12 protein-coding genes are annotated in these 23,226 nt (G+C 69.9%); 10 read left to right on the top strand and 2 right to left on the bottom strand.

The window, feature by feature from the left end; genetic code table 11:
* Window positions 1–57 precede the first annotated feature (57 nt).
* From BMY35_RS12425 to BMY35_RS12450, 6 genes are all read left to right on the top strand, one after another.
* A complete protein-coding gene (locus BMY35_RS12425) occupies window positions 58–6,690 on the top strand; it encodes a non-ribosomal peptide synthetase (protein ID WP_371287166.1) in 6,633 nt (2,210 codons plus the stop codon).
* A complete protein-coding gene (locus tag BMY35_RS12430) occupies window positions 6,687–7,667 on the top strand; it encodes a TauD/TfdA family dioxygenase (RefSeq protein ID WP_093198877.1) in 981 nt (326 codons plus the stop codon). Before BMY35_RS12425 ends, BMY35_RS12430 begins: the two co-directional genes overlap by 4 nt.
* Window positions 7,668–7,700: 33 nt before the next feature.
* Window positions 7,701–8,615 carry a TauD/TfdA family dioxygenase gene (locus tag BMY35_RS12435; protein ID WP_143080672.1) on the top strand — a complete coding sequence of 305 codons (915 nt, stop codon included), beginning with the start codon at window positions 7,701–7,703 and terminating at the stop codon, window positions 8,613–8,615.
* Window positions 8,612–9,784 carry a hypothetical protein gene (locus tag BMY35_RS12440; protein ID WP_093198882.1) on the top strand — a complete coding sequence of 391 codons (1,173 nt, stop codon included), beginning with the start codon at window positions 8,612–8,614 and terminating at the stop codon, window positions 9,782–9,784. The genes BMY35_RS12435 and BMY35_RS12440 overlap by 4 nt, the downstream gene beginning before the upstream one ends.
* 22 nt (window positions 9,785–9,806) lie before the next feature.
* Entirely contained in the window at window positions 9,807–11,222 is a 1,416-nt protein-coding gene (locus BMY35_RS12445; RefSeq protein ID WP_093198883.1) for an alpha/beta hydrolase family protein, read from the top strand.
* 241 nt (window positions 11,223–11,463) lie between these two features.
* Window positions 11,464–12,480 (top strand): patatin-like phospholipase family protein, encoded by a 1,017-nt coding sequence (locus tag BMY35_RS12450; protein ID WP_093198886.1) that lies wholly within the window; start codon window positions 11,464–11,466, stop codon window positions 12,478–12,480.
* A gap of 32 nt (window positions 12,481–12,512) precedes the next feature.
* Here the strand turns inward: BMY35_RS12450 and BMY35_RS12455 are convergent, their stop codons facing one another.
* Entirely contained in the window at window positions 12,513–14,657 is a 2,145-nt protein-coding gene (locus tag BMY35_RS12455; protein WP_093198889.1) for a glycoside hydrolase family 3 N-terminal domain-containing protein, read from the bottom strand.
* Between the two features lie 130 nt (window positions 14,658–14,787).
* On the opposite strand from BMY35_RS12455, the gene BMY35_RS12460 reads away from it, so the two are divergent.
* Genes BMY35_RS12460 through BMY35_RS12475 form a run of 4 tightly spaced genes read left to right on the top strand, consistent with a single transcriptional unit; the run spans window position 14,788 to window position 21,537 of the window.
* Complete coding sequence (locus BMY35_RS12460) at window positions 14,788–16,080, top strand: glucoamylase family protein (protein WP_256228309.1); 1,293 nt, start codon at window positions 14,788–14,790, stop codon at window positions 16,078–16,080.
* The gene (locus BMY35_RS12465; RefSeq protein WP_093198894.1) at window positions 16,077–17,483 is read left to right on the top strand and encodes a glycoside hydrolase family 15 protein; all 1,407 of its coding nucleotides are present in this window, start codon (window positions 16,077–16,079) and stop codon (window positions 17,481–17,483) included. Before BMY35_RS12460 ends, BMY35_RS12465 begins: the two co-directional genes overlap by 4 nt.
* Window positions 17,480–19,243 (top strand): ABC transporter ATP-binding protein/permease, encoded by a 1,764-nt coding sequence (locus BMY35_RS12470; RefSeq protein ID WP_093199629.1) that lies wholly within the window; start codon window positions 17,480–17,482, stop codon window positions 19,241–19,243. Before BMY35_RS12465 ends, BMY35_RS12470 begins: the two co-directional genes overlap by 4 nt.
* Window positions 19,240–21,537 (top strand): CocE/NonD family hydrolase, encoded by a 2,298-nt coding sequence (locus BMY35_RS12475; RefSeq protein ID WP_093198897.1) that lies wholly within the window; start codon window positions 19,240–19,242, stop codon window positions 21,535–21,537. The genes BMY35_RS12470 and BMY35_RS12475 overlap by 4 nt, the downstream gene beginning before the upstream one ends.
* 4 nt (window positions 21,538–21,541) lie before the next feature.
* Here BMY35_RS12475 and BMY35_RS12480 read toward each other — a convergent pair whose 3' ends face one another.
* A complete protein-coding gene (locus BMY35_RS12480) occupies window positions 21,542–23,164 on the bottom strand; it encodes an alpha-amylase family glycosyl hydrolase (RefSeq protein ID WP_093198899.1) in 1,623 nt (540 codons plus the stop codon).
* Window positions 23,165–23,226: the final 62 nt, after the last annotated feature.

Genomic DNA, 23,226 nt, shown 5'->3' on the forward strand with positions numbered 1-23,226 from the left:
CACGGCTTCAATGCTACCCGCCGTGACCATGGCGATATCGGCAGTGGTGGCGAACTGGTGCATGCGCTGTTCGAGCGACGGGCCGACAGCGACCCGCACGCGGTCGCGCTGGAATCCGCCACCGAACGGCTGGGCTATGGCGAGCTGGAAGCCCGATCGAACCAGCTGGCCCGTCATCTGCGCACGCTGGGCGTGGTTCCCGACCAGCGCGTGGCGATCTGCCTGGAGGGCGGGGCCGCGGCGGTGATCGCGATCGTGGCTACGCTCAAGGCTGGCGGGGCCTATGTGCCGCTGGATCCGGCGCTGCCCGACGAACGCCTGATGCACATGCTCGCCGACAGCGCGCCGCGCGTGCTGCTGACGCAGGAGCGGCTGGCGCAACGCCTCGCCGTGCCACCGACCTGCGAGCGCGTGCTGCTCGACGACATCGCCGCCGCGCCATGGACACAAGTTGCCACGCCACGGCCCGATCCGCAGGCGCTGGGCCTGCGCGGCGAGCACCTGGCCTATGTGATCTACACCTCCGGCTCCACCGGCATGCCCAAGGGCGTTGCGATGCCGCACGGTGCGCTGGTCAACCTGCTGGCCTGGCAGCGCGAGCGGTTGCCCGACGCGGCGCGCACCCTGCAGTTCGCGGCGCCGGGCTTCGACGTCGCGTTCCAGGAAATCTTCTCCACGCTGGCCACGGGCGGCACGCTGGTGCCGGTGCCCGAGGAGTTGCGACGCGACCTGCCCGCGCTGGCCGACTGGCTCGGCGAGCAGGGTGTCGAGCGGCTCTTCCTGCCCTTCATTGCGCTCAACGCCTTGAGCGAGCTGTGGTCGCAGCACGGGGCAGCGCTGCCGCCGACGTTGCGCGATCTGATCGTCGCGGGCGAGCAGTTGCGCATCACGCCGGCGATACGGCGGTTGTTCGAAGGCAACGGCAAGGCGCGCCTGCACAACCACTACGGTCCGACCGAGAGCCACGTGGTCACGACGTACACGCTCCCAGGCCCCGCTGAGGAGTGGAGCGACCTGCCGCCCATCGGCACGCCAGTCGACAACTGCCGGCTGTACCTGCTCGACGCACAGGGCCGGCCCGTGCCGCGCGGCGTGGCAGGCGAGATCCACATCGCCGGCGCGCAGGTGGCGCGGGGCTACCTGAACCAGCCCGCGCTGAGCGCCGAACGCTTCCTGCGAGATCCGTTCGCGGACGACGAAGTCGCGCGCATGTACCGTAGCGGCGACCTCGGCCGCTGGCGCGACGACGGCACGATCGAATACCTCGGGCGCAACGACTTCCAGCTCAAGATCCGCGGCCACCGCGTCGAACCCGGCGAGATCGAGGCTCGCCTCGACGAGCTGCCCGGCATACGCGAGGCGGCGGTGGTCGCGCGCGAGGACGTGCCCGGCGAGAAGCGCCTTGTCGCCTACATCGTCGCGGACGGCGCGCACGACGCCATCGACCCGGCCGGGCTGCGCCAGCAACTGTCCGCGCGCCTGCCCGAGCACATGCTGCCGGGCGCCTTCGTGTCGCTCGCGGCCCTGCCGCTGACGCCGAACGGCAAGCTCGACCGCAAGGCGCTGCCGGCGCCCGAGGGTCTCGCCTTCGCCCATCGCAGCTACGAGGCGACGATCGGCGAGATCGAGGACACGCTCGCGCAGATCTGGTGCGAGCTGCTCGGCATGGAGCGCGTCGGGCGCAACGACAATTTCTTCGAGCTGGGCGGTCACTCGCTGCTCGCGGTGCGACTGGTCTCTCAGCTGCGCGAGCGGCTCGGCGTGGAGCTGCCGCTGCCTGTGCTGTTCACCCATCCGCAGCTTGCCGACCTGGCGCGCGACGTGGCCGAGGCGAGCCAGAACACGCTGGGTGCGATCACGCGCGCCGACCGCTCGGCGCCGCTGCCGATGTCGTTCGCGCAGCAGCGGCTGTGGTTCATCGCGCGGGTCGATCCCGAGGCGAGCAAGGCCTATCACGTGCCCGACGCGGTGCGGCTGCGCGGCCCGCTGGACGTTGCGGCGCTGCAGGCCGCCTTCGACCGCATCGTCGAACGCCACGAGGTGCTGCGCACCCGCTTCGTCGGCATCGGGGGCGAGGCGCGGCAGGTCATCGACGCGCCGCGCGGCTTCGCGCTGCTGCACGAAGACCGGCGCGGCATCACCAACGAGGCGCTGGAGCGCATCGTGCGCGAGGAGGCGCTGCGCCCGTTCGATCTCGCGCTGGGGCCGCTGATCCGGGGCCGACTGCTCGTGCTGGGGCCCGACGACCACGTGCTGCTGGTGACCATGCACCACATCGTGTCCGACGGCTGGTCGGGCGGAGTGCTGGCGAAGGAGTTCTCTGCGCTGTACGGCGCTTTTCGCGAAGGCCGCTCCGACCCGCTGCCGCCGCTGGCCATCCAGTACGCCGACTTCGGCATGTGGCAGCGCCAATGGCTGCAGGGGCCGCTGCTGCAGCAGCAGTTGGAGCAATGGGTGCGGCAGCTGCGCGGCGCGCCGGCCTTGCTCGACCTGCCGACCGACCGGCCGCGCCCGCCGGTGCAAGACTATCGTGGCGCCAACATCGCGGTCGAACTCGACGCCGAGTTGGGCCAGGGCCTGCGCGCGCTGGGCCAGCGCCATGGCACAACGCTGTACATGACGCTGCTCGCGGCATGGGCGGTGGTGCTGGGCCGCCTGAGCGGGCAGGAGCAGGTGGTGATCGGCAGCTCGCACGCCGGCCGCAACCGCGTGGAGGTCGAGCCGCTGATCGGCTTCTTCGTCAACACGCAGGCGCTGAAGATCGACCTCTCGGACAGCCCGGGCGTGGGCGCGCTGCTGGCACAGGCGCGGCAGACCGCGGTGCAGGCCCAAAGCCTGCAGGACGTGCCCTTCGAGCGGCTGGTCGAGGCGCTCAACCCGCCGCGTTCGCTGGCCCACCATCCGGTGTTCCAGGTGATGCTGTCGTGGCACAACACGCCCGAGGCCGGGCTCGACCTGCCCGGCCTGCAGGCGCAGAGCCTGGGCGGCGGCGCGGACAGTGCGCAGTTCGAGCTCTCGCTGGAGCTGCGCGAGAACGGGGAGGGCATCGCCGGCCAGCTCAACTACGCCAGCGCCCTGTTCGACGAGGCCACGGTGCGCCGCCAATGGCGTTGCCTGGAAGCGGTGCTGCGCGCCATGGTCGCCGACGACAGCCAGCCGGTGGACCGCATCGACCTGCTCGACGCCGACGAGCGCGCGGCGATCGTGGAAGGCTTCAACGAAAGCCATGCCGTCACAGCCCAGCCGGTGCTGGTGCATGCACTCATCGAGGAACAGGCGGCGCGCCAGCCCGATGCGCAGGCGATCGAATACGCGGGCCAGAGCCTGGGCTACGGCGAGTTCAATGCGCGCTCCAACCGGCTCGCCCATCACCTGCGCGCGCTCGGCGTGAAGCCCGACGACCGCGTGGCGATCTGCGCCGAGCGCAGCCTCGAGATGGTCGTGGCGATGCTGGCCACGCTCAAGGCCGGCGGCGCGTACGTGCCGCTCGATCCGGTTCATCCGGACGAGCGCCTGGCGCAGATGCTGGAAGACAGCGGTGCGGTCGTGCTGCTGACCCAGCAGCGCCTCGACGCACGGCTGCAGGTGCCGCAACGATGCGCTCGCGTGCTGCTCGACGCCGAACAGCCGGACTGGGCCACGGCGCCGTCCACCAACCCGGACCCGGCCGCCGTCGGCCTCACGCCCTCGCACCTGGCCTACGTGATCTACACCTCCGGATCGACCGGCGAGCCCAAGGGCGTGATGGTCGAGCACCGCAACGCGGCCTTCTTCCTGCGCGCGATGGAGGCCTGCGTGCACGGCACGGCGCCCGATTGCCGGCGCGTGGCGTGGAACTCCTCCTTCGGCTTCGACATGGCCGTGAAGGCCTGGGGGCAACTCGCCTTCGGCCGCAGCGTGTTCCTGCTGCCCGAGGCGGATCGACTCGGCGCGCAGGAACTGCTCGGTTTTCTGGAAACCCATCGCATCGAGGCGATGGAGTGCACGCCTTCGCACCTGCGGCTGATGCAGGGCGCGGGCCTCCTGCAAGGCCGCGCACCGAGTCTGCGCAAGCTGCTGCTCGGTGGCGAGCCGATCGACGCGGCCACCTGGGGCGCGCTGGCGGCCGTCGAAGGGCGGCTCGTCTTCAACATGTACGGGCCGACCGAATGCAGCGTGGACGCGAGCTGCGGCGTGATCGACGGACGCCGTCCGCACATCGGGCAGGTGATGCCGGGCGCGCGGATCTACCTGCTCGACGCGGCGGGGCAGCCGGTGCCGGTCGGCGTGGCGGGCGAGATCCACATCGGCGGTGCCGGCGTCGCGCGCGGCTATCTCGGCCGGCCCGAACTCACTGCAGAGCGCTTCCCGCGCGATCCGTTCGTGGACGACGCACAGGCGCGCATGTACCGCACCGGCGACCTCGGCCGCTGGCGCGAGGACGGCACTCTCGAATACCTCGGCCGCAACGACCAGCAGATCAAGCTGCGCGGCTTTCGCATCGAGCCCGGCGAGATCGAGGCGCGCCTCGCGCGGCTGCCGGGGGTGCGCGAGGCGGCGGTGGTCGCGCGCGAGGACATCCCCGGCGACAGGCGCCTGGTCGCGTACGTGGTGGCCGGCACGGAGACGCCCGATCCGGTGCAGCTGCGCGCTGGCCTGGCCGCGCACCTGCCCGAATACATGCTGCCTTCGGCCTTCGTGACGCTAGCTGCGCTGCCGCTCACGCCCAACGGCAAGCTCGACCGCAAGGCGCTGCCGGCGCCCGACGCTCAAGGCCTGGCGCTCGGCCGCTACGAGGCGCCGCGGGGCGAGGCGGAATGCATCATCGCCGCGCTGTGGTCGCAGCTGCTGGGCGTCGAGCGCATCGGCCGACACGACAACTTCTTCGACCTGGGCGGCTACTCGCTGATGGTGTTCCAGGTCATCGAGGGGCTGAAGCAGAAGGGCTACGAGGTCGCGCTGCAGGACGTGCTGCTGGCGCAACAGCTCAGCGCGCTGGCCGAGCTGATCGGCAAGCCGCGCGAAGACATCGCGGACCTCGGTCCGAACGCACAGTGGGTGACCATCCGCAAGGGTGGCGCCACGCGGCGCGCGCTGGTGTTCATCCACGAACCCAGCGGCGAGGTGCTGTCGTACGAGCGGCTGGCGCGGCACATCGATCCGGAAATCGGCCTCTACGGCATCCGCGCCGACCGCGACGCGGTGCAGGCCGGAAGCCGCTACGAGGACCTGGCCGCCGGGTATGTGCGCCTGATCCGCGAGGCGCTGCCGCAGGGGCCGTACCGGCTCGCGGGCTGGTCGGCCGGCGGCGTGCTGGCCTTCGAGGTCGCGCGGCAGTTGCTCTCGGCGGGCGAGCAGGTCGAGTTCCTCGGGCTGATCGACAGCTGGCACCGCAGCGAGGGCGAGCGCGGCATTTCCGAACTGGGCGAGCAGGACCGCAAGCTGCTGCTGGTGGCCTTCGCCGAGTACTACGGGCGCAAGCTGGAGGCGGGCGAGATCGAGCGGCTTCTAGCCGCCGACGGGCTGCCCGCCGCGATCGCGCTGGCTCGCGCCGAAGGATGGCTGAAGAAGGACATGAGCCCGGCGGAGTTCGACGCGCGCGCGGGGCTCTGGTTCGAGCTGCGCGCGGCGGCGCATCGCTATCACGCGCGGCCGCTGGAGATCGATGCGCATCTGTTCTCGGCGCTACCGGCAGGCGATGCGGGCGATCCGGCCAACGGCTGGAGTGCCGTGTTCCGCAACCGGCTGCAGGTGCATCCGGTAGGCGGCGACCACTGGAGCATCATGATGGACGGCCGACACGCAGCGCGTGTCGGTGGGGCGATCGACTCGATCCTCGAGCGGCTCGATGGCACGCAAGCGCAGCCGGCCATGGCCAACCGCCCGCCAGCGCCAGGTGCCGTGGTGACCATCAGAAGCAGCGGCAGCAGCTCACAGGCACGCAAGGTGTTCTGCCTGCCGGGTGCGGGCGCCAACGCAACGTCGTTCCTCGACTTCGCTTCGCGCAGCCCCGGCGACGCCAGCTTCATCGGCCTGGAGGCGCCCGCGCTGCTGGGCCGCGATGGCGAGCCGCCGACGCTGCAGGAGGCGGCGCGGCGGCATGTGGATGCGATACGCGCGCTGCAACCGCGGGGGCCCTATCACCTGATCGGCCATTCCTTCGGCGGCTGGGTCGCGCTGGAAACGGCACGGCAGCTGGCCGAGGCCGGTGCCACGGTCGCACCGGTGGTGCTCGTCGACACCGATGCGCCGCGCGCCGAAGGCTTCGGCGACCGCGCCCACGCGTTGCGCGAGTACCTGGCGCTGATCCGGCTGCAGGGCGGAAAGGAGCACGGGCTCGACGCCGGCACGCTGGCCGCGCTGCCTGCCGGCGAGCAGACGGCATCGGTCTTCGAGGCCATGCGGCGCGCCCGCCTCCTGCCGCCCAGCGCGCGGCGCGCGGACTTCGCGCCGGTGCTTGAGATGTTCTGCCGCCAGTGCGCGATCGGCTATCGCCCCGAGGGCGAGTTCACCGGCCTCGCGTTGCTGCTGCGGGCGGTTTCCGATGATGGAGACGAAGCCGTGAGCCTCGACGCCTGGCGCACGCACGAGCCCCGGCTGCGCAGCTTCGACGTGCCGGGCAGCGATCACCTGTCGATCCTCAGGCAGCCGCACGTCGATCGGGTGATCGAGATCGTCGGGCGGCACTGGTACCTGGGGCAGCGCGCATGAGCGGGGCGGCAGCAACCGTCGCGGACCTGCGCGAGGCCGAGGACTTCGACGACGACTTTCCGCATCTCATCCACGCCGATGCCGAGCTGGCCGGCGGCAGCGCGGCCGATGCCGAAGGCTGGTTCGGTGAAGCGATGCCGCGGCTGGAACCCATGCTGCTGCGTGCCGGTGCGCTGCTGTTTCGCGGCTTTCCGTTGCACGAGGCCGAGGACTTCCGGCGCGCGGTCGCGGCGATGGCGTCGCAGCAGCTGCGCGATTACGCGGGCGGCACCTCGCCGCGCAGCAAGGTGGCCGACGGCGTCTACACCTCGACCGAGTACCCGAGGCAGCTGGAGATCCCGCTGCACAACGAGATGTCGTACAGCCTGCGCTGGCCGCAACGCCTCTACTTCTTCTGCGCGACCGTGCCGCAGACGGGCGGCGAGACGCCGCTGGCCGACTCGCGGCGCGTGCTGCAGGCAATGCCGGCCTCCATCGTCGAGGAGTTCGAGCGCCGCGAGCTGATGTACGTGCGCAACCTCGCGCCGGCGCACGCGCCCTACAACGCCTGGAGCAAGGCCTTCGAGACCGCCGACCGCGAGCAGGTCGAGGCGCATTGCCGCGAGCTGGACATCGGCTGCGAGTGGCAGCCCAGCGGCGGCCTGCGCATCCACGAGCGGCGGCCGGCCACGCGCGTGCATCCGCTGAGCGGCGAGCGCGTCTGGTTCAACCAGGTGCACCTGTTCCATGCCTCCAACACGCCGATGGGCGCCAAGGTCGATGCGCGCATCGAGGCCGGGCTGCCGATGGCGGCGTACTACGGCGACGGCGGCCGCATCGACAGCGCAACGCTCGCCGACGTGCGCGAGGTGCTGCGCGCGCAGCGGCGCACTTTCGCGTGGCGCCAGGGCGACCTGCTGGTGGTGGACAACCTCCTCGCGGCGCACGGGCGGCTGCCATTCGACGGGTCGCGCCGCATCCTGGTGGCCATGTCCTGAAGAGATCAACGAACCGAAGGTGTGAACGAATCCATGCAAATCACTTCAGCTTCCCGCGAGCCGCTCGCGCCCTGGATACGGCAGAACCGCGATCGCATCGACGAGGCGCTGTGGAGGGACGGTCACGTGCTGTTCCGCGGCTTCGAGGTCGGCGGCCTGCCCGGCTTCGAGGACTGCGCGGGCTCGGCCTGCGACGCTCTCTACAGGCACTACGGCGACCTGCCGCTGGCCAGCGCGAGCGACAACGTCTACTTTTCCACGCCGTACCCCAGGCACCTGGAGATCCGCTTCCACAACGAGGCCTCGCATACGCAGAGCTGGCCTTCGCGCCAGCTGTTCTTCTGCCTGGAGCCGGCCACCGAAGGCGGCGAGTGGACCCTGTCGGACGGACGCCAGGTGATCGAGCGGCTGCCCGCGCAGATGCTAGAGCGCTTCCGCGAGCTGGGGCTTGTCTACCGGCGGCGCTTCATCCGCGGGCTGGACACCTCGTGGCAGCAGTTCTTCAAGGTCGAGACACTGCAGGAGCTGCGCATGAAGATCGAGGGCAGCGGGCACGAGATCGACGCGATCTCCGAGAACGATCTCACCGTGTCGTACCGCACCCATGCCGTGCTGCGCATTCCCGAGCGCGGCACCGAGGCCTGGTTCAACCAGATCCTGCTGCACCACCCCGACGCACTGCCGGCCGAGGTCGATGCGATGCTGGGCAAGCACTTCCGCCGCGACCAGTTTCCGCGCACGGTGTTCTTCGGCGACGGCAGCCCGATTCCGACCGAATGGGTGCGCACCATCGACCGGGTGCTGATGGAGTGCTCGGTCCGCATTCCCACCGAGGCCCACGACGTGCTGCTGGTCAACAACCTGCTGATGGCCCACGGGCGCCTGCCGTACAGCGGCAACCGCCAGGTGCGCGTGGCGCTCGGCGACATGCGCGAGGTGGCCGCGTGATCCGGCGCCAGCACATCGCCGCCGACTTCTTTCCGGAGGCCGAGGCCATGCGCGCGGCCTACGAGGAGAAGGTCGGCAACGCCTACCGGCAGTCGGTCCAGTGGCAGTACTTCTGCGATCCGCGCATGTACACCTACCTGCGCACGACGCCGCAGCAGGTGTTTCCGCTGCCGCTGTGGCGGCGCTTCGACCGGCACCTGAGGCAGTGGTGCATGGAACACACCGGGCTGGTGCCGACCGGCGAGCCCAACCTGCACCTGATGGTCAACGGCTGCACGCTGGGCCTGCACAGCGACTTCCAGAACGGCACGCTGGGCTTCGTCTACTCGCTCACGCGCTGGCAGTCGCGCAAGTTCGCCGGCGGCGAAACGCTGCTGATGCGCGACGGCGTGCCCAGCTACAAGAAGCACCACGTGCACGGCGAGGCGCTTTACGAGCTGGTGCCGGCGCAGTTCAACCAGCTGCTGCTGTTCGACGACCGCATCGTCCACGGCACGCCCACCATCCAGGGCAGCATGGACCCGCTGGAGGCGCGCATCGCGCTGGTCGGGCATCTGCGCGCCGCTTCGCCCGTGGTGACGGGGCCGCTGGACGAAGCAGCCGCGCGGGAAGTGGTCACCGGATTCCATCGCGCGCTCGCAGAGCCGCTGAAGCCCTTCAGGGACGTGCAGGGCGTGATGAGCTTCCGCCTCGCGGTGGCGGCCGGCGGCGGCGTGGAGTCGGTCGAGGTGCTGACCGACAACTTCGTCACCGCGCAAAGCGGCTACGAGGCCGACGACGAGGTCGCGGCGGCGCGCGCGCTGGTGCTCGATGCGGCGGCGAAGCTGCGCTTTCCGGCTGCAGGCGGGCCGTCGAAGCTCATCGCCCCGGTGCTGCTGCCGTTGCCGGAACTGCGGACGATCGAGATCGCCGTTGCTCATGCCGGACGCCCGGCCGTGCTGCGCGAGGCACTCAAGGCACAGCTGAAGGAAGTAGAGACGCTGGGCTTCAGGATCGAGCCGCAGGGCGACGACTTCGCGGTGCGCGAGCCGCTGGCGGGCACGATCCGGATCGAGAGCCATCGCATCGTCGCCTCCTTCGACGCGCCGATGTGGGTGCCCTCGCAGCGCGAGCATTTCCAGGCCGCGCTGAACGAGAAGCTGGGCATGCTGGCCAGGTACGCCGGCTGACGGACGACAACGGAGCCGGGCGATGTCGATGCTCGATGGCGCGATCGTCCTGGTCGCGGTCGGCCTTGCGCTGATCGCGGCGGCGACGAGGCGGGTGAATGGGCGCATGGTTCTCGCCGTGTCGGCTGCGTTGCTGGTGGCTTGCGTCTTCCAGCTCTGGCGCGAGGGCCTCTATTGGCAATACCTGCCCGTCCACGCGCTGCTTGCGGCACTGCTGGTGCTGGGCTGGAGGCGAAGCCGGTCGTCGCCGCGACGCGCGCTGGCATGGCTGGGTCGTGGCGGCGTGGTGGGGCTGGCCATGGTCACGCTGCTTGCGTGGAGCTTCGTGCCGGTGCCGGAGCTGCCTGCGCCGCGCGGGCCTTATGCGGTCGGCACCCAGGTGTTCCGATGGGTGGACGGCGAGCGGGCGGAAGATGCAACCGCCGATCCGGATGACCGGCGCAACGTCGTGGTCCAGGCCTGGTATCCGGCGGCGTCAGGGCAGGGCGTGGCGCCGCGCTACATCGACGGCCTCGGCAGGCTGCCGTCCTTCGTGTCGCTGATACCCGGACTCGTGATGCAGCGCTACGACCGCATCGACACGCATGCACGCGTCGACGCGCCGGTGGCCACGCAACGGACGCGCTGGCCGGTGGTGCTGTTCTCGCCGGGGTATGGCGCGTCGCGCGCGTTCTATTCCGGGCTTCTTGCCGATCTGGCGAGCCGCGGCTTCGTGGTGCTCGCGCTGGACCATGCGTACGAAGCGCCGGTGGTCGAACTGGCCGATGGCCGGCTCGCGACGCCGGTCGAGCGCTTCCTGCCCGACGATCCGGATCGCCTGCGCTACATGAGCGAGCGGCAGTCGGTGCGGGCGGCCGACCTGCGCTTCGTCGCCGGACAGATCGGCCGGCCTGGCGCCTTCGGCCCGCTGCTGTCGGAGCGGCTCGATCCGCAGCGCATCGCCGCGATCGGCCATTCCTTCGGCGGCGCGAGCGCGGTCGAGGCGGCCATGGGCGATGCGCGCATTCGCGCTGTCGCGAACATCGACGGCACTCTGTACGGCCGCGCTGCCATCGACCCGATGCCGGTGCCGTTTCTTCTGCTGGAAAGCGATCATCGCGAGACGCGGCATTCGCGGCACTACCTGCAAGGCAATCTCTCGCTCGTGCAGCATGCGCGCGCGGGCGGGTATCGCTACCAGATCGCCGAGGCGAATCACTATGGCTTCACGGACGTGCCGCTGTACCTGTCGGCGCCGGCGCGCTTCGCCGCCGTGGTGCTGATCGGCGGGTCGCGCGGCCCCGCGCTGACGCAGGCGGCCGGCAACGACCTGCTGGCTGCGTTCCTCGCGGGGCCGTTGCCGGATGCGCCGGCCGATGTCGCTGCTGCGGCGGCGCGGCATTCCGGGCTGAGCGGCGCAGCACTATCGCCGAGGTCGGGCGAAGGGACTCGACCGTAGTCGAACTGATGCCTTTTCATTGGGCTCCGGCAGCCTCGGGAGTCCTTAGGTTCTCATTCCCGTTCGATGCGATCCGAGCCTGCGAATCTGTAATGGGACGAAATGGATCGACGCATGAAGAGGGGCCACAGTGCCCTGGCCTTCGATTTCCGTCAGGGCGTGAAGGCAGGTGAGTAGTGGGGGAGAAGGAGAGGAGGAGAAGGCGCGCTGACATCCATTCACCCGAGCAAGGAGCACAGCCATGTCTTTCAAGATTCTCTGCTGCGACGGCGGCGGCATTCGCGGTGTCATCACGGCACTGATGATCCAGGACCTGGACAAGAGTTTCGGCATCGTCGCCAACGCGAACGGTTTCGCCGGCACTTCCACCGGCGGCCTGATCTCGCTGGGCCTCGTGAACGACGTTGGCATCGATGCCATCGTCGATCTCTACGAGACCAAGGGTTCCACCATCTTCAAGCCCAACGGCTGGCTGCTGGACGCACAGGCCAAGCAGCAGGACAAGGCACCGGCGCAATCACCCGAGGAACTGCTGGGCAGCGGCCCGGGCATCTTCAAGTGCCAGTACGTCAACACCGGCCTGCAGTCGGTCGCCGAGACGCTGGTGGGCAACGGCGCGCTGTCCTCGGCGAGCCGCTTCGTGGCGGTCAACTCCGCGCGGCTGTGGGACGCGAGCCAGAACAGCTGGGAGCCGTGCACCATCTCCAACGGCCCGAGCAATGCCTATCGCGGCATCAGCATGGTGGAGGCCGCGCTGGCCACCTCGGCCGCGCCGACCTACTTCCCGCCGTACCAGGTGGGCGACTTCGGCTACTTCGCCGACGGCGGCACCTTCGCCAACAACCCTTCGATGACGGCGATCGTGGAAGCCATTTACCAGGGCTACGCCAGCGCCACGTCGGACATCGTGATGTTGTCGCTGGGCACAGGCGCCAACCCGGTGGGCGTGCCGACCAGCGCCGTGCCGAATCCGCTCGACTGGGGCGTCACGCATTGGCTCTGGCCGTTCAGCAATGGCGTGGTCCCGGCCACGGCGCTGCTCAATCTCACGATGGATGCCACCGCGGAACTGGCGGCGACCCAGGCCGGCCAGCTGCTCGGCGGCAACTACATGCGCGCCAACCTGCCGCTCGCCCAGCCGTTCGGCCTGGACGACTACAAGAACGTGGGCGAGCTGGTGAGCGCGACGCTGAACTACATCGAGACTTCGACGCAGTGGGCGCAGGTGCGCAGCTGGGTGCAGGAGAACTGGACCTGACCCGGCCGTTGCCTGCCGCCCGGGCCGGGGCTTCAACGCAGCTCGACGGTCTGGCGCAGCAAGCCTGATTGTTCGGCGCTCGGCCCGACGAGGATCTCGACCTCGCCCGCCTCGAACAGGGGCTGCAGGTCCGGCCCGAGATAGCGCAGCTCGGACGCCGGCAGCTCCAGGCTCACCGAGCCGGCTTCGCCGGGCTTCAGGCGCAGCTTCGCGTAGCCCTTGAGTTCCAGCAGAGGCCGGGTGACACGGCCGAGCTTGCCGCGAGCGAACAGGAAGACAGTCTCCTCGGCCTCGCGCGCGCCGACGTTGCGCAGCCTCACGCCGATCTTCAGCGTGTCCTGCTCGCTCACGTTCCGCGGCTCGACAAGAAGCTCGTCGTAGACGAACCGGCCGTAGGTCAGGCCATGGCCGAAGGCATACAGCGGCGAGTTCTCGACGTCCTGGTACCTGCTCGTGAAGTAGTCGGCAGGGTTCATCGGCCGGCCTGTGGGACGCTGGCCGAAGAAGATCGGCACCTGCCCCACGGCGCGCGGCCAGCTCATCGGCGTGCGACCACTGGGCGACACCTGGCCGGTGACAACGTCGGCGACCGCATGGCCGGCTTCGACGCCGAGGAACCACGCTGCCAGCAGCGCATCGGCGTTTTGGGAGAGCCAGGGAACGACGAGCGGGCGGCCCGAAAACAGGATCGCGACGACGGGGATGCCGAGCGCGTGCGCGCGTGCCGTCACAGCTTCGGCCAAGGCCTGTTGCCGGCCCGGAAGCGCCGGCGTGGCTCGGCTCGCCGCCTCGCCGCTCATCGTTGCACGCTCGCCCAGGCACAGCACGACGGCCTCGGCGCCGTCGCACAGCGCGACGGCGGCTTCGATGCCGCTGTCGTCGTCGCTCTCGATGGCGACGCCCGGCGCGTGGCGTATGTCGGCCTGCGGCAGCGCGGCGCGCAGGCCGGCCAGCACGGTGACGGCTGGCTCGTGCTCGCCGGCACCCCACCATGGGCCTTTCATCTCGGTGACTGCATCGGCCAGCGGGCCGATGACGCACAGCGTCTTTGCCGTCGCAGGCAAGGGCAGGGTGTCGCCCTCGTTCTTCAGCATGACGATGGCCTTGCGCGCGGCGTCGCGCGCCACCGCGTGCCGCTTCACGACGACCTCGGCTGGTTCGGGCGTCGCGCCGCGGCGGTAGGGGTCGTCGAACAGGCCAAGCTGCTCCTTGAGCCGCAGCACGCGGCGCACGCTCGCGTCGATCTCCTCTATGGTCACCCGTCCCTGCTCGATCGCGACCGGCAGGCCCTTGCGGTATGCGTCGGCCATCATGTCGATGTCGACGCCGGCCTTCAGCGCCAGCACCGCGGCATCGACGAGATCGGCTGCCACGCCGTGCCTGATCAGTTCCGCGATCGCGTTGTAGTCGCTGACGATGACGCCGTCGAAGCCCATCTCGCCGCGCAGCCAGTCGCGCAGCAAGGGAATGTGTGCCGTCATCGGCACGCCGTTGAGATCGGTGAAGGCCGGCATCAGCGTCGCCACGCCTGCGCGCACGGCTGCCGCGAAGCCCGGCAGATGCACCTCGCGCAGGGTGCGCTCGGAGATGTCGACCGACGCATACTCGCGCCCCGCATTGACCCCGCCATATGCGACGAAATGCTTCGCGCAGGCGGCCAGCGATTCGGCCGACGACAGGTCGGCACCCTGGAAGCCGCGCACCTTGGCCTGCGCGATGCGCGCGTTGAGCCAGGGGTCTTCGCCGGGCCCTTCCGCGGTGCGGCCCCAGCGGGGATCGCGCGATACGTCGAGCATCGGCGCGAAGGTCATCGCCAGGCCGTCGGCGGTGCCTTCGCGCGCGGCCTCGCGTGCCGTGCGCTCCCAGAGCTCTTCGTCGAAGGCGCCGGCCTCCGCGAGCGGGATGGGGAAGAGCGTGCGATGGCCGTGGATGATGTCCAGGCCGATCAGCAGCGGAATGCCCAGCCTCGACTTCTCGACGGCCAGTCGCTGCATCTCGTGCGTGGGCCCGGCGCCCACCATGTTCAGCAGGTTGCCGACGGTGCCGTCGATGATCGACTGCGTGGAGTCTCCCGCGAGCACCGGTCCGGTGACCGTGTAGCTGGAGGCAGTCATCGTCAGTTGGCCCAGCTTTTCGGCAAGCGTCATCCGGGCCATGAGGGTATCGATGCGACTCATCAGGGATTTCGAATAGAACCCAGGGGACCTAATGATGGCATGCTGCGGGTGAGGACCATCGGCCGTGTGGCGTCGATGCCTCGATGAAACCGGAAGTGACATGCCGGTACAACCGCGAAAGGAAGCGTTCGTGCTGAAGGATGACAAGAGCCCCGGGGCACTGGCTGCCCTGCCCGACGAAGCCTTGATCGACGCCGTGCAGCGCCGTACCTTCCGCTATTTCTGGGAGGGCGCGGATGCCGCCAGCGGCCTGGCGCTCGACCGCCGCACGCTGGTTCGCGCCACGGGCGAAGACCTGGCCGACGAAAGGGTCGCGATCGGCGGCACGGGCTTCGGCATCATGGCCCTGATCGTCGCGGTGGAGCGGGGCTGGGTCTCGCGGGACGCGGCGCTGGAGCGCCTCGGGCGCATGCGCGACGCCCTCTTTCGCGCCAGGCGCTACCACGGCACCTTCCCGCACTTCATGGACGGGGCGAGCGGCGAGACGATCCCGATGAGCCCCAAGGACGACGCGGGCGACCTGGTCGAGACATCGTTCCTCTGCATGGGCCTGCTCTGCGCGCGCCAGTATTTCAACGAGGACACGGCCATGGTGCGACGGCTGCGCGCCGACTTCGACACGCTGTGGCACGAGGTCGATTGGAACTGGTTCACCCAGGGCGGGCGCGACGTGCTGTACTGGCACTGGAGCCCGAACCACGGCTGGGCGATGAACCACGAGGTGCACGGCTGGAACGAGTGCCTCATCACCTACTTCCTGGCGGCTGCCGCGCCGCGCCATGCGATCGACCCCCGGGTCTACCACCGCGGCTTCGCCTCGGGCCCCGACTTCCTCAACGGCCGCTCGTACCACGGCATCGAGCTGCCGCTGGGCCCGCCGAACGGCGGTCCTCTGTTCTTCGCGCACTACTCGTTCTGCGGCCTCGATCCGCGCGGCCTGAAGGATCGCTACGCGGACTACTGGGAGCTCAACAGCCGGCACGTGCAGGTCAACCGCGCGCACTGCATCGCCAATCCCCGGGGCTTCGCGGGCTACGGCGAATCGTGCTGGGGGCTGACCGCGAGCGACGACCCCGACGGCTACCTCGCGCACGATCCGAACAACGACAACGGCACCATCTCGCCGACGGCCGCGCTGGCCAGCCTGCCGTACGCGCCCGCCGAGGTGATGAAGGCGCTGCGGCATTTCCTCACCGCGCATGGCGAGCGCGTGTGGAGGGACTATGGCTTCGTCGACGCGTTCTGCGAGTCGCGCGGCTGGTTCGCGGACACCTACCTTGCCATCGACCAGGGCCCGATCGTCGTGATGATGGAGAACCATCGCACGGGCCTTCTGTGGAAACTGTTCATGAGCGTGCCCGAAGTGCAGGCCGGGCTGCGCCGGCTGGACTTCAGCAGCCCGCACCTGGAGTCGCCTGAGTGAGCTTCGGCGCGGCGAACCGGCAAGACCCGGCCTTCGAGGCCTGGATCGAGCGGCAGCTCTCGCATTCGGCGAGCGCGATGCTGTCGAGCATCTCGCCGGTGTCGATCGTCAAGCACCGCGAAGGTTTCGGCCAGACCGTGCGGCCGGTCGCCGGTGCCATCGTCGCCTCGCCCGTCCTCGGCAACTACGACCCGGACCCGGACTACTTCTTTCACTGGTTCCGAGACTCCGCCGTCGTCATCGATGCGCTGCGCCTGCTCCATGCCGACCGGCGCATCGGCGACGAAGCCTTGCGGCACCTGCGCGATTTCATCCGCTTCAGCCTGGCCCTGAACGGACTCGACGGCCGCACGGTGACCGCGGTGCAGAACCGCAGGGCGCGCGTGGCGCCCGAACTCTTGCAGTACCTGCGCGAGGACGATGAACTCGCAGGCGTCCGCGGCGACGCGGTCGTCGCCGAGACGCGCGTGAACCCCGACGGCACGCTAGACATCCTCCGCTGGGCGCGCCCCCAGCACGACGGACCGCCGCTGCGTGCGCTGGCGCTGCTGCGCTGGACGGCCGGCGGGCATCTCGATGCGGCACTGCTGGCCGAGGTCGCGCCGCTGATCCGCTTCGACCTCGACTTCACGCTGCGCCGCTGGCGCGAGCCGTCGTTCGACATCTGGGAAGAGGAAAGCGGCCATCACTACTACACACTGCGCGTCTCGGCCGCGGCGCTGGCCGAGGGCGCAGCATGGCTGGAGGCGCAGGGCGAGACGGCGCAGGCGCAGCGATGCCGTGAAGAGTCGCAGGCCGTGTTGCGAGTGCTGGACGGGTACTGGGTGGATGAACGAGATGACGACGATCGCGCCCTGGCGCACGGCTACTACCGATCACGTGTTCTCGCGGACGGACAGCCCAGCCCGAAGGCGCTGGACATCGCCGTGATCCTGTCAGCGATCCACAGCCTCGGCGGCGAGTTCGCGCATGGCCCCTCCGATGCGCGCATGCAGGCCACGCTGGAGCGGCTCGACGCGCTGTTCGATGCGGCCTATGCAATCAACCACGGCCGTGCCGCAGGTTGCGGCACGGCGATGGGGCGGTACGCCGGCGACGTGTACTGCTCAGGCGGCGCGTACTACTTCTCGACGCTCGGCGCCGCCGAGTTCTGTTTCCGCGCCGCGGCGGCGGAGGGCGACGACGCAGGCCGCTGGAACCAGTGGATGGCGCGCGGCGACGCCTACCTCGCCACCGTGCGCGCATACACGCCGGACAGCGGCGATCTGTCGGAGCAGTTCGACCAGCACAGCGGCGCGCAGACCTCGGCGAAGCAGCTCGCCTGGAGTCACGCCGCCTTCATTTCGTGCGTCTCGGCGCGCCGCATCGCGGCCGCCGCCTCCAGGGCAACGCGGGGGCGATGAGCGCGAGTCCGGAAAACCATGTCGAGCCGGTCGCGAAGGCCGGCGTCTTCCGTCAGGTCGGCGAATTGCTGGGTGCCTTGCGGGTGTCCCCGGTCGCGAAGAAGCTTGTCGTGCTGATGAGTGCGATCGTCGTGGTGGTCGGGCTCACGGCGTACGGGCAGATCGAGCTCAACAGCTGGAACAAGCCTTTCTACGACGCGATCTCGAGGCGCGACCTGAGCGAATTCATCGTGCAGGTCGGCGTCTTCGCGGTTATCGCGGGCGCGCTGCTGGTGTTGAACGTCGCGCAGAGGTGGCTGGGCGAGACCCTGCAGCTGAGGCTGCGCGAGGCCGTGGTCAACGACCTCGTGGGGCTTTGGCTGCAACCGCGCCGGGCGTTCTGGTTGCAGGCCAGCGGCCCGATGGGTGCCCATCCCGACCAGCGCATGCACGAGGACACGCTGAAGCTGTGCGACCTGTCGGTCAACCTCGGCGTGGGCCTGTTGCAGTCGGCGATGCTGTTCGGCAGCTTCGCGAGCGTGCTGTGGGTTCTCTCCAAGGACTTCAGCATCTTCTTCAATGGCCAGGACCATGTGCTGCCGGGCTTCATGCTGTGGGCGGCGATCGCCTATGCGGTCGCCGGCTCGCTGGTCACCTACTGGGTCGGCAACGGCCTGATCTCGCGCAACGCCGAGCGCTACGCCCGCGAGGGCGAGCTGCGCTTTTCGCTGACGCGCATCAACGAGCACCTCGACGGCATCTCCCTGGCCGGCGGCGAAACCGACGAGAAGCGTCGCGTCGCCGTGCATTTCGGCGACGTGCTGCGCGCCACGTCGCGGGTGGTGCTGGGGCTGACCAACCTGACCTGGGCCACCGCGGGCTTCGGCTGGGTCACCGTCATCGCGCCGACGCTGGTGGCCGCGCCGCTGTATTTTTCGGGCAAGGTTTCGTTCGGCGGCCTGATGATGGCCGCCGCGGCCTTCACGCAGGCGCAGTCGTCGCTGCGCTGGTTCGTCGACAACTTCAGCATCATTGCCGACTGGCGCGCCACGCTGCTGCGCGTGACCGACCTGCGCCGGATGCTGGCGTCCGACGACCTGGAGGCGCAGGCGGGCGGCAGCCGCGTCGCCTACGAGGAGGGCGAAGCCGGGACGCTCGCGATGAAAGCGCTCGAGGTCCGTTCCTGGAGCGGCCACGACCGGCTGGACGTTCCGGCGCTCGTCGTGCAGCGCGGCCAGTGCGCCCTGATCCTGGGCACGCCGGGCACCGAGAAGACCCTGCTGTTCCGGGCGATCGCGGGCCTGTGGCCCTGGGGCTCGGGCGCGGTGCGCCGGCCCGACGGCGAGACGATCCACTACATGCCGCGCGGCACGCCCTACATTCCGCGCGGCACGCTGGCCGAAGTGCTGTCGTATGCGATGGAGCCGACGACCTACCCGAGAGAAGCGATGGTGGCCGCCCTGGAGAGCGTGGGCCTGCAGCGCCTGGAACCGCTGCTGGACAGGACGGCCCGCTGGGAAAGCGAGCTCAGCATGGACGAGCAGCTGCGGCTGGGCTTCGCCCGCGTGGTGCTGCAGGCACCGCCCTGGCTGGTGATGGACGAAGCCTTTGGCGCGTTCGACGACGACACGCTCGAACTCATCGTCAGCGCACTTGGCAAGCTCACGCGCACGGGCATCATTCACATCGGCTCGGCCGGCGGGGCGCACGACCGGCTGTTCACGCAGGTGGTTCATCTGGTCAAGGCGCCGCACGCAGTTCCCGAGGAGCAGCGACCATGAGACGCCCCGTGTCGACCGTCAGCCGCGCGCGCCGCGCCCTCATGCGGGTGGTTCTCGCGCTGCCCGCCTGGCCCACCTGGTCCAGGGCGGCGGACTTCGGCTTCCGGCCGCCGCGCGACCCGGACGATGCCGCCGCCGAGGGCCTGATGCGGGACCTGGCCGAGCGCATCCTGCCGGTGTACCAGGACGCGGACAAGGATGCCTTCCTGGCCAACGTGACGGCCCTGCAGATCGTCAGCGGTGCCTACCGTGCGGCGCAGGACAGCAGTCGCTCCCTTCGCGAGCGCCGCAAGGGCAAGCCCTTCGACGGCCTGGTCGAGCGGGCGATCCTCGACGGCATCTATTCGAACGCGCGCATGCTCGAGGCGGAGGGGCGCGTCGGTTTCGCCGAGGCCTACGCGCGCTCGTTCCGTGAGCTGGTGTCGCCGCTGGACAACGCGCAGGCCCAGGCCATCATGACCCGGCTCGAAACCCCGCTGGCGACCTACAGGGAGCAGCTGCGCCGGGCCTTCGACCTCTGGCGCGCGAAGGGCAGCCTTCCGGAGGCCGACGCCCTGGCGCTCGTGCGGACCTGGCTTTCCTACGATTCGCGCCGCAGCTTCAGTGCGCTGCTGCCCGAACTGTTCGCGGCGGAAAACCGCGGCCGCTACGTGGCGGAGGCCGACCTCAGGATTCCGGTGCGCGGCGGCGTCATCCATGCCAGCCTGGTTCGGCCCGGCCGCGCGGACACGGCCCTGCCGGCGCTGCTGCGCTTCACGCTCGACCCTGCCGAGGACGACGCGCGCCTGAGCGCCGCCAAGGGCTATGTCGGCATCACGGCGTACGTGCGCGGGCGCACGCCCGACGGCAAGGGCGCCGCGTGGCCGTTCGTTCGCGACGGCGAGGACGCCGCCGCCGTCATCGAGTGGATCGCCCGGCAGGAGTGGAGCGACGGCCGCGTCGCCATGGTCGGCGACGGCTACTCCGGCTACGCCGCCTGGGCCGCCGCGCGCAGGAGACCGGCGGCGCTCAAGGCCATTGCCACCATCGCGCCGATGGCGCCGGGCATCGACTTCCCGATGGCGGGGCAGATCTTCCGCAACGCGATGGTCCGCTGGGCGCAGGAGCACGCAGCTGCCGAACCCCTGCCGGCCGCTGCCGGCGCCGACGCCGATGCGGGCCCCGATGCGATCTGGCAGGCCCTCGACGCGCGCTGGCACCGCGGCAATCGCCCCTACTGGGACATAGACCGCGTCCTGCTGGGCAAGCGCAGCAGGCTCGTCCGGACCTGGCTGACGCACCCGAGCCACGACCGCTACTGGCAGAAGTTCCTGCCGTCGGCGGAGCAGTTCGCGCGCATCGACATCCCGGTGCTGAGCTTTGCCGGCTACTTCGGCGCCGACGCCGGCGCGCTCTACTTCCACAACGAGCATCGCCGCAACCGGCCGCAGGCCGACACCACGCTGCTGCTCGGCCCCTACGACGCGATCTCGATCCGGCGCGGCACGGCACCGGCGCTGCGCGGCTACACGCTGGACCCGGTCGCGCGCGTCGACCTGCCCGAGCTGCGCTACCAGTGGCTCGACCACGTCCTGAAGGGCGCGGACAAGCCCTCGCTGCTGCTGGACCGCGTCAACTACCAGGTGATGGGCGCGGACCGGTGGCGCCATGCGCCGGTGCTGGAGGCGCCGGAGCGCACCCGGCTGCGTCTCTATCTCGACACCCGAGGGCGAGACGAGCCGCACGGCCTGCTGCCGTCGCCGTCCGAGGGCGGCGGCAACGCGCGGCTCTCGGTCGACCTGGCCGATCGACGCGACGCGCGCATCCCGTGGCCGGACGCGCTGCGCGCGAGCCAGCTGCCGGCGCGCAACAGCATCAGCTTCGTCAGCGATCCGCTGCCGGAAGACACCGAGATCGCCGGCAGCCTGCGCGGCGTGTTCGACATCACACCCTCGCGGCAGGACATGGACTTCAACGTCTCGCTGTACGAGCAGACGGCGAGCGGCGAATACCAGCTGCTGTTCGACCCCTACGACTTCCGCGCCAGCTACGCCGGCCATCGCGTGCGCCGGCGGCTCCTTCGGGCCGGCGAGCGTCAGCTGCTTGCGTTCACCACCGAGCGCGTGACGGCTTCCAGGCTTGCGGCGGGCAGCCGCATCGTGCTGCTGGTCAGCCTCAACAGGCGCCCCGACCGGCAGGTCAACTACGGCAGCGGCAAGGACGTGAACTCCGAAACCATCGCCGACGCGAAGTGGCCCGTGCGCGTGCGCTGGCATGCGCGCAGCTACGTCGAGATCCAGACCGCCAAGTCCTGATTCCTCAGCGCGTCGCCGGACCCTTGCCGATCACGATGCCTTCGCCGGGTGCCAGCACGAGGGGGCCTTCGATCGATTCGGCGCGTTCGGGGTCGGTCGATGCCAGCACGACCGGCTGGCGCGGCATGTGCGGCATCAGCTCCGGCGGCATCGGCGCCGGGGTGGTGCCGAAGTTCAGTATCACCACCAGCCGCTGTCCTTCGCAGTCGCGCGCATAGGCGAGCAGCTCGTCTCCGGCCTCGAGCGCTTCATAGGTGCCCCGGTGCAGCGCGGGCTGCGCGCGGCGCAACGCGATGAGGCGCCTGTAGAACGTCAGCATGGAGCGCGGGTCATGCGACTGCGCTTCGACGTTGTGCGTGGGCCAGTCGGCCGCCAGGCGCAGCCACGGCGTACCGGTCGTGAAGCCCGCATGTTCCGCGGCGCTCCACTGCATGGGCGTTCTCACCGGGTCGCGTCCGAGGCCCATGCCCGGCTTGTTCTTCTCGAACGGGTCCTGGACTTCGTCGGCGGGGATGGGGACGTCCGTCATGCCGATCTCGTCGCCGTAGTAGAGCGTCGGCGTGCCGCGCAGCGTGAGCAGCAGCATGGCCGCGAGCCGGGCCAGCCGTGGTCCGGCGCGGCTCGCGATGCGGGACTTGTCGTGGTTGCCCAGCACCCAGTTCGGCTGGGCGCCGGGGGGCAGGGCGGCTTCGTAGTCGCGCACGAAGCGGCCGATGTGCGCCGCCTGCCACTCGGTCGAGATCAGCTGGAAGTTGAAGGGCAGCTGCAAACCTTCCGCATCGAGGCCGTAGTAGGCGACCAGCCGGTCGAGCGGCAGATAGAGCTCGCCGATCAGCACGCGCGACGAGCGGGCGTCGCTGAACTCGTCGACCACGCGGCGCATCTCCGCCACGATCGGTTGCACCTCCGGCAGGTCGGTGTTGTAGAGCATCGTCAGGCGCAGAAACGGGTCCTGGCCCTCGACGAAGTCCGGGTTCGGCGGGTTGTCGCGGAACTGCGCGTCCTTGACGATCTGCGAGAGCACGTCGACGCGGAACCCGTCGACGCCGCGCCGGAGCCAGAAGCGCAGCACCTCGTACATCGCGGCACGCACCTCGGGGTTGCGCCAGTTGAGGTCGGGCTGTTCCTTCAGGAACGAATGGGCGTAGTACTGGCCGGTGGCCGCATCGAAGGTCCAGGCCGGGCCGCCGAAGTTGCCGAGCCAGTTGTTGGGCGGGCCGCCGCCCGGCGCCGGGTCGCGCCAGATGTACCAGTCGCGCCGCGGATCGCCGCGCGAGCTGCGACTCTGCACGAACCACGAATGGCGGTCCGACGTGTGGTTGGGTACGAAGTCCAGGATGAGCCTGAGCCCCCTCGCGTGGGCCTCCCGCACCAGCGCATCGAAGCTCTCGAGCGTGCCGAAGCGCGGATCGATGTCGCAATAGTCGGAGATGTCGTAGCCGAAGTCGGCCATCGGCGACGGGTAGATCGGAGAGATCCAGACGGCATCGACGCCGAGCGAGACAAGATGATCCAGCCGCTCGCGGATGCCGTCGAGGTCGCCGATGCCGTCGCCGTCGCTGTCCTGGAACGAGCGCGGGTAGACCTGATAGACGATTCCATGCTTCCACCAGTCGTCGGCTGACATCGCGATCCCCTCATGCCCGGTTTGCATCGGTCCATTGTCTCCAGAAAGCGGGCAGGACATCA

The organism is Variovorax sp. YR750, assembly GCF_900109805.1.
GTDB classification, from domain to species: domain Bacteria; phylum Pseudomonadota; class Gammaproteobacteria; order Burkholderiales; family Burkholderiaceae_C; genus Variovorax; species Variovorax gossypii.

What these genes read in the sequence shown, in the direction of transcription:
- BMY35_RS12445 (WP_093198883.1), top strand. Translation starts at nt 9,807, where the DNA reads ATGTCGATGCTCGATGGCGCGATCGTCCTGGTCGCGGTCGGCCTTGCG.
- BMY35_RS12435 (WP_143080672.1), top strand. Translation starts at nt 7,701, where the DNA reads ATGCAAATCACTTCAGCTTCCCGCGAGCCGCTCGCGCCCTGGATACGG.
- BMY35_RS12475 (WP_093198897.1), top strand. Translation starts at nt 19,240, where the DNA reads ATGAGACGCCCCGTGTCGACCGTCAGCCGCGCGCGCCGCGCCCTCATG.
- BMY35_RS12455 (WP_093198889.1), bottom strand. Translation starts at nt 14,657, where the DNA reads ATGAGTCGCATCGATACCCTCATGGCCCGGATGACGCTTGCCGAAAAG.
- BMY35_RS12430 (WP_093198877.1), top strand. Translation starts at nt 6,687, where the DNA reads ATGAGCGGGGCGGCAGCAACCGTCGCGGACCTGCGCGAGGCCGAGGAC.
- BMY35_RS12450 (WP_093198886.1), top strand. Translation starts at nt 11,464, where the DNA reads ATGTCTTTCAAGATTCTCTGCTGCGACGGCGGCGGCATTCGCGGTGTC.
- BMY35_RS12470 (WP_093199629.1), top strand. Translation starts at nt 17,480, where the DNA reads ATGAGCGCGAGTCCGGAAAACCATGTCGAGCCGGTCGCGAAGGCCGGC.
- BMY35_RS12480 (WP_093198899.1), bottom strand. Translation starts at nt 23,164, where the DNA reads ATGTCAGCCGACGACTGGTGGAAGCATGGAATCGTCTATCAGGTCTAC.